The following is a 5,313-nucleotide window of genomic DNA, read 5'->3' on the forward strand; positions in this document are numbered from 1 at the left end:
CGAGGTCGCGAACGCCGCGATGCGCCGCGTGCGCGCGACGCGTTCGCTGTTCTACGTCGACACTCTGGAACATCTGTGGCGCGGCGGCCGCATCGGCGCGGCGGCGAGCCTGCTGGGCTCGGCGTTGATGATCAAGCCGCTGCTGCGCATCACGGGCGGGCGGATCGCGCCGCTGGAGAAGGTACGGACGACGTCGCGTGCACTGGCCCGGCTGGAGGAGCTCGCGGTCGAACTCGCCGCCGACCGGGAGGTCGACGTGGCCGTCCAGCATGTGGCGGCGTCCTCGCGGGCCGCGGCCCTCGCGGCGCGGCTGCGCGAGCGCATCCCGCGCCTGTTCGAGCTGTACGTCGGCGAGGCGGGGCCGGTGGTGGGCGCGCATGTCGGGCCGGGGATGCTCGGCGTGGTGGTGTCGCGGCGGCAGTTCTGAAACGGCGGCCGGGGGTGCCCCCCGGCCGCCGTTCGCGTGCTTACCGCGACTTCCAGAAGCCGCAGTGGTGCTCGCTCGACAGGTCGGCCTGCGCGTCACCGCCGGTGGACAGGGACCGTACCGCCGTCCCGGCGAAGCGCGGCCAGGCCGTCGTGCCGCCGCCGTTCGGGTCGCCGGTGCGCGCGAAGTTCGTCCAGTAGCGGATCATCTGGTCGGACAGTTGCCGCTGGCCGGCGTTCAGCGGGGTACGGAACTGCTCGTCGTCGAACAGGTACTGCAGTTCGGAGGCGTGGAACGCGCCGGTCGGGAAGCTCGGCGAGGACCCGTCACTGGCCCACGGCGCCGTCGAGTCGGAGAACTCGTACGCGTACGTGGGCACGCGGGCGCTGAGCAGCCGGTCGGTGTCCAGAGCGGTGCAGGCCCAGGCGGAGTCGGTCCAGACGGTGGAGAGGGCCACGCTCGGCGACTCGTACGCGTCGACCGGGTACTCCTTCAAGACCGCGGCGGCCTTGTCCTTACCGAAGAAGTCCTCGATGTCCTGCCGGTAGTCGGCGGCGGTGGCGGTGTGCCCGGTGAAGGTCTCGATGGCGGCGACGAACGTACGGTGCTCGTCGTGGGTGGTGCCGTGGATCACCGGCACGCGGTTGAACCGGCCGGTGGCCAGCGCCGTCTTCGGAGACAGGGGCAGCACGCCACCGCCGGCCGCCGGTCCGTACCCCTGGCCGCCGTCGGAGGCGTCGAGCAGGTCGGCCACCGACTTGCCGCGCAGGCAGGCGACGGTGTCCTGCTCGCAGCCGAGCCTGGCGGCCACGTCCTCACCCTGCTTCTCCGCGGTCGCCCGTGGCCGTACGACCCAGCTTCCGTCGGCGTAGGGCCACTCCGAGGCCATCGTGCACGGGCCGCTCTGCACGATCGCGCGGCGGAACAGCCCGGCCGAGGCGGGGGCGGCCAGCTGCGCGCAGGTGCTCACGCCGCCGGCCGACTCGCCGAAGAGGGTCACGTTGCCCGCGTCCCCGCCGAACGCCGCGGCGTTCCGCCGCACCCAGCGCAGGGCGGCCTGCTGGTCCTCGATCCCGTAGTCGCCCGACTCGCCTCCCGCGCGGTCCAGCGCCGGGTGGTCGAGGAAGCCGAACACCCCGAGCCGGTAGTTGAGCGTGACGACGACCACGTTGCCCGCGGTGGCCAGGCGCTGGGCGCCGTACAGGCTGCCCGAGCCGGAGTAGAAGCCGCCGCCGTGGATCCAGAACATGACCGGAAGCCGCTTGCCGTCGCTGTTCGCGGGGGTGGTGACGTTGAGGTAGAGGCAGTCCTCGTCATCGCTGGCCGCGTCGCCGAGGAACCCGGCGGTCTGCGGACACGAGCTCCGCGGCTCGGTGGCCGCGCGTACGCCGGACCACGGCTGCGGCGCCTGCGGTGGGGTCCACCGCAGGTCACCGACGGGCGGCGCGGCGTAGGGGATACCGTCGAACTGCCGGTACCCGGCGCCGACGCTGCCGCGCACGAGCCCGTCACGGACGCGGACGACGGAGGGGTGCTTCTCTCCGCCGTACGCCGGACCGGCGAGCCCGGCGGCGAGCGCACCGGCGATACCCACCGCGGCCATCATCCGGATGGACGTCCTGCCGCGGACGACGCGCCGTATCGTACGGCCTGGCTGCTGTTCCATGAGAACCCCTCGGTGTCATGCTTCGATCAGGTGGGCATGACTCTCCGGCACGGGGCGGCCGGCGTCAGTGGGGGTGAACCCTGGTAGGGGGTGGACCTGACACCACCCTGCCCGCCTGAGTACGCCCCCTGGCTCACTCGGGCCGTAGTACCCGCTTGCGGTCGCCCCTGCTGGTGGGGAGCACGTGCGGCGCGGCATGGACCAGCTGGGTCTGGCCGAGGTGGCTGGTGTAGATGAGCAGGCCACGTCGGCGCGCCTCGTCCGGCGAGAAGCCGAGCTCGGTGAGTTGGGTCACGTACTCGATCCGGCGCTCGGCGACCCGCCGCAGCGCGGCGGCGACCTGCGGGTGTGCGGCGGCGACCTGCGGGTGTGCGGCGATGGCCGGCAGGGCGGTCATCGGTGGCCGCCGCGGGCACCGTCTTGAAGAGACTTCGCAGCCTCCGCTCCGGATCGGACTCGACGTCGACCGCGGCGATGACGCCGTCGGTGTTGCGCTTTTCCCAGTGTTCCAGCGCGGCCTTCCCGGTTGGCGAAGTGCGAGTGGAAGCTCCCTTTGGTGCCGCTGAGGCGCTTGGCGAGCGGCTCGACCGCCACGGCGGACAAGCCACCCTCACCGATGGCGGCCAGGGCCGCGTCCACCCGGTCCTGCGCAGTCGCCCGCCGCCGCGTTTTCCCTACCCCTGCGCCATGACCACAAGACACCGACGGCGACGTACGGCCCGTCGCGCCATATTCGGACACATGCGGGAACGCGTTTGGAAAGACTCGTCTAGCGGTCGCGCATCCATGCCGCCATGCCCCGCTCGCGGCGACGTTGAGGCGGCCGCCGAGACGCCCGGGGATTCTGCGGGATACCGGTCCGACCGACGAGCTCACCCGTGGGAAGACGCCACAGCCGTACGACGGCGTCGGCGGCGAGGTCGTTCCCGTCGAGGCACAGCGCTCGGACCGGCCCCTCGTTCCCCGGGATGTGCGCGCCGGTTGCGGCCTCCCAGACCCGCACCAGACCGTCATGGCCCGCCGAGACGAGCAGCCCGTCGCCGAACGCGAGCGGATGCATAGGGCCGTGGATCGCGAGCAACGGCCGGCCCGTGACTGCGTCCAGGTTCGCACCACGCGGTCGTACCCGCCGGAGGCGATCAAAGCGCGGCCACCGACGCCCGCCGTGTGGCCGGGCAGCTGAGCGACGGGCGCGCCCGACAGCGTCTCCCACGTACGGACAACGGCATCCGCTCCACCGGAGACCAGTAGATCTTCGGCGAACGCCAGTGACAGGACCGGCGCGGTGTGCGGGTCGCAACCTGCGACTCGCCACCGGTGCCGGAGTCATGGACCCGCGCCGTGCCGTTGCCCGTACCGGAGACAAGGCCGCCGGACCCGAAGGCCACCGCCGTGACCGCCCCGCCGGACGAGGGGATCGTACGGGTGAGCGCCCCCTCGCCCCCAGACGCGCAGCGAGCCGCCCGCGACGACCCACCGCCCCGCGCCGGTGGTCGTGGCCACACGCCTCCAACGCCAGTGTCGCCACCGGGGCACCGCTCATCGCGTCCCACAGCCGGACCGTGCCGTCCGTCGCGGTGGTCACGTCGGCGGCCCGGACGAACCCGATGCCGATGAGCGGCCGCTCTGCGCCGGACGGGCGGCCGGCGGCTCGCCGGTGACGGCGTCCCACGTACGTACGGCCCCGTCGCTTGACCACCTGACGGTCAGCGCGAAGCCGGTAACGCTGTCGGTGTCCCGCCGGTCGATGGAGCCGCCGTCCGCCGGACGGATCCCACAACCGTACGACGCGGTCCGCCCCGCCTGACGCCGCGTGCCGCGCGGTCCACATCCGCAGCCCCCGACGGCGCGGCGGTCCGGCCGGATGGTCGGCTCGAAACGCCCCAGCGGGTCGCCGAGAGACCCGAGCGGTAACCGATCTGATCGACGCCTGCCATGGCCACGCGATTCGTCCTATCCCTGATCGGATCATCGACGAGTGCACCGCGAGGCCGGTATCGCGGCGGAGGCCGCCGCGCACCGGGCCGCGATTCCGGGTTCACGCTTCGGGGCTCAGGCTGACGTTGCCAGGTTGCGGTAGCCGCTGCCACGCGCCGCCGAGTCGCGGCTCATCTCCGGCCGACGAGGCCACCGCCATCACCGTCGCCCACCTCACAGCGCTCAATCGCGTCGGCCTGTCTTCCGTGAGAGGGAGGCCCACCGCCCACCGGCACAGAGCATGGTTATCCACAGATCGCGTTCGATCTATCGCTCTGCGTGTCCGGCGATTAGCTTCTCGGGCCATGAAGCATCCGATGGATCCGTCCGCGCTCGATCGGCTCCGGGAGGCGTTCCGGGCGCCGCGGTCGTTCGACGGCGGGCCCGTGCCGCCGTCGCAAGGCCCTCCCGCGGCGGCGTTACGCGCCTCACCCGACGACCCGGGAGACGATGGCGCCTGGGTGGAGGACGACGTGCGGCGTGGCCGCCCGCGCCTGGATCCCGGTCTTCCGGGTGTACGGGTGCTGGCGCTGGTCGGCCTGCTGGCCGCCCTGGTGGCGGGTGCCTTCTTCTGGTGGTCACGTCCCAGGCCGCAGCCGGCCCAGGCGCCCGTCGTCCGTCCCGCCGCGCAGCAGGCCGCCGCGTCGGCGGTCGCCGCCACGCCCTCGCCGACCCCGGCCATGCTCGTCGTCGACGTGGCGGGAAAGGTCCGTCGTCCCGGTGTCGTCACCCTGTCCGCCGGCTCCAGAGTCATCGACGCGATCAAGGCGGCGGGCGGCGTCCGCCCCGGCGCCAGGACCGGCACCCTCAACCTGGCCCGCAGGGTCGTCGACGGCGAACAGATCCTCGTCGGCGTCACCGCCACCCCCGCGCCCGGGGCGCCGCCGTCGGCCGCACCCGACGTTTCGGGGACGTCCGTGCCCGCCGCCCCGCTCGACCTGAACACCGCCGCGGCCGGTCAGCTCGACCAGCTGCCGGGTGTGGGCCCGGTGCTGGCCCAGCGCATCGTCGACTACCGCACCCAGCACGGCGGGTTCCGCTCGGTCGACGAGCTACGGCAGGTGTCAGGCATCGGCGAGGCCAAGTTCGCCGACGTGAAGAACCTCGTCCGCGTATGAACGCCCCGCCGCCCAACGACCGCCCGGCCTCCACACCGTCCGACGACCGCCCGGCCTCCACACCGCCCAACGACCGCCCGGCCTCCACACCGTCCGACGACCGCCCGGCCTCCACACCGTCCGAC

6 protein-coding genes are annotated in these 5,313 nt (G+C 73.1%); 2 read left to right on the forward strand and 4 right to left on the reverse strand.

Features of this window, described 5'->3' with window-relative positions; all coding sequences use genetic code 11:
* Positions 1-427, forward strand: a 427-nt coding sequence (locus ACFFNX_RS41125) for a DegV family protein (protein ID WP_378211605.1), incomplete at its 5' end; no start/stop codon positions are given.
* A gap of 40 nt (positions 428-467) precedes the next feature.
* On the opposite strand, the gene ACFFNX_RS41130 is transcribed toward ACFFNX_RS41125, so the two are convergent.
* The 4 genes from ACFFNX_RS41130 to ACFFNX_RS41145 all read right to left on the reverse strand — a co-directional run bounded on the left by ACFFNX_RS41130 (position 468) and on the right by ACFFNX_RS41145 (position 3,153).
* Positions 468-2,093, reverse strand: a complete 1,626-nt coding sequence (locus ACFFNX_RS41130) for a carboxylesterase/lipase family protein (protein WP_378211606.1) — start codon at positions 2,091-2,093, stop codon at positions 468-470.
* Between the two features lie 133 nt (positions 2,094-2,226).
* On the reverse strand, positions 2,227-2,490 hold the full coding sequence (locus ACFFNX_RS41135; RefSeq protein ID WP_378211607.1) for a UBA domain-containing protein: 264 nt from the start codon (positions 2,488-2,490) through the stop codon (positions 2,227-2,229).
* A complete protein-coding gene (locus ACFFNX_RS41140) occupies positions 2,487-2,969 on the reverse strand; it encodes a TetR/AcrR family transcriptional regulator (protein ID WP_378211608.1) in 483 nt (160 codons plus the stop codon). Before ACFFNX_RS41140 ends, ACFFNX_RS41135 begins: the two co-directional genes overlap by 4 nt.
* Entirely contained in the window at positions 2,863-3,153 is a 291-nt protein-coding gene (locus ACFFNX_RS41145) for a hypothetical protein (protein ID WP_378211610.1), read from the reverse strand. The genes ACFFNX_RS41140 and ACFFNX_RS41145 overlap by 107 nt, the downstream gene beginning before the upstream one ends.
* Positions 3,154-4,375: 1,222 nt before the next feature.
* On the opposite strand from ACFFNX_RS41145, the gene ACFFNX_RS41150 reads away from it, so the two are divergent.
* Positions 4,376-5,188, forward strand: coding sequence for a ComEA family DNA-binding protein (locus ACFFNX_RS41150; protein WP_378211609.1), 813 nt, complete (start codon positions 4,376-4,378; stop codon positions 5,186-5,188).
* Positions 5,189-5,313: the final 125 nt, after the last annotated feature.

The sequence above is a fragment of the Actinoallomurus acaciae genome (assembly GCF_042429965.1).
In the GTDB taxonomy this organism is placed as follows: domain Bacteria; phylum Actinomycetota; class Actinomycetes; order Streptosporangiales; family Streptosporangiaceae; genus Actinoallomurus; species Actinoallomurus acaciae.

Coding starts and splice junctions, on each gene's coding strand:
- ACFFNX_RS41130 (WP_378211606.1), bottom strand. CDS start 2,093: ATGGAACAGCAGCCAGGCCGTACGATACGGCGCGTCGTCCGCGGCAGG.
- ACFFNX_RS41135 (WP_378211607.1), bottom strand. CDS start 2,490: ATGACCGCCCTGCCGGCCATCGCCGCACACCCGCAGGTCGCCGCCGCA.
- ACFFNX_RS41145 (WP_378211610.1), bottom strand. CDS start 3,153: ATGCATCCGCTCGCGTTCGGCGACGGGCTGCTCGTCTCGGCGGGCCAT.
- ACFFNX_RS41150 (WP_378211609.1), top strand. CDS start 4,376: ATGAAGCATCCGATGGATCCGTCCGCGCTCGATCGGCTCCGGGAGGCG.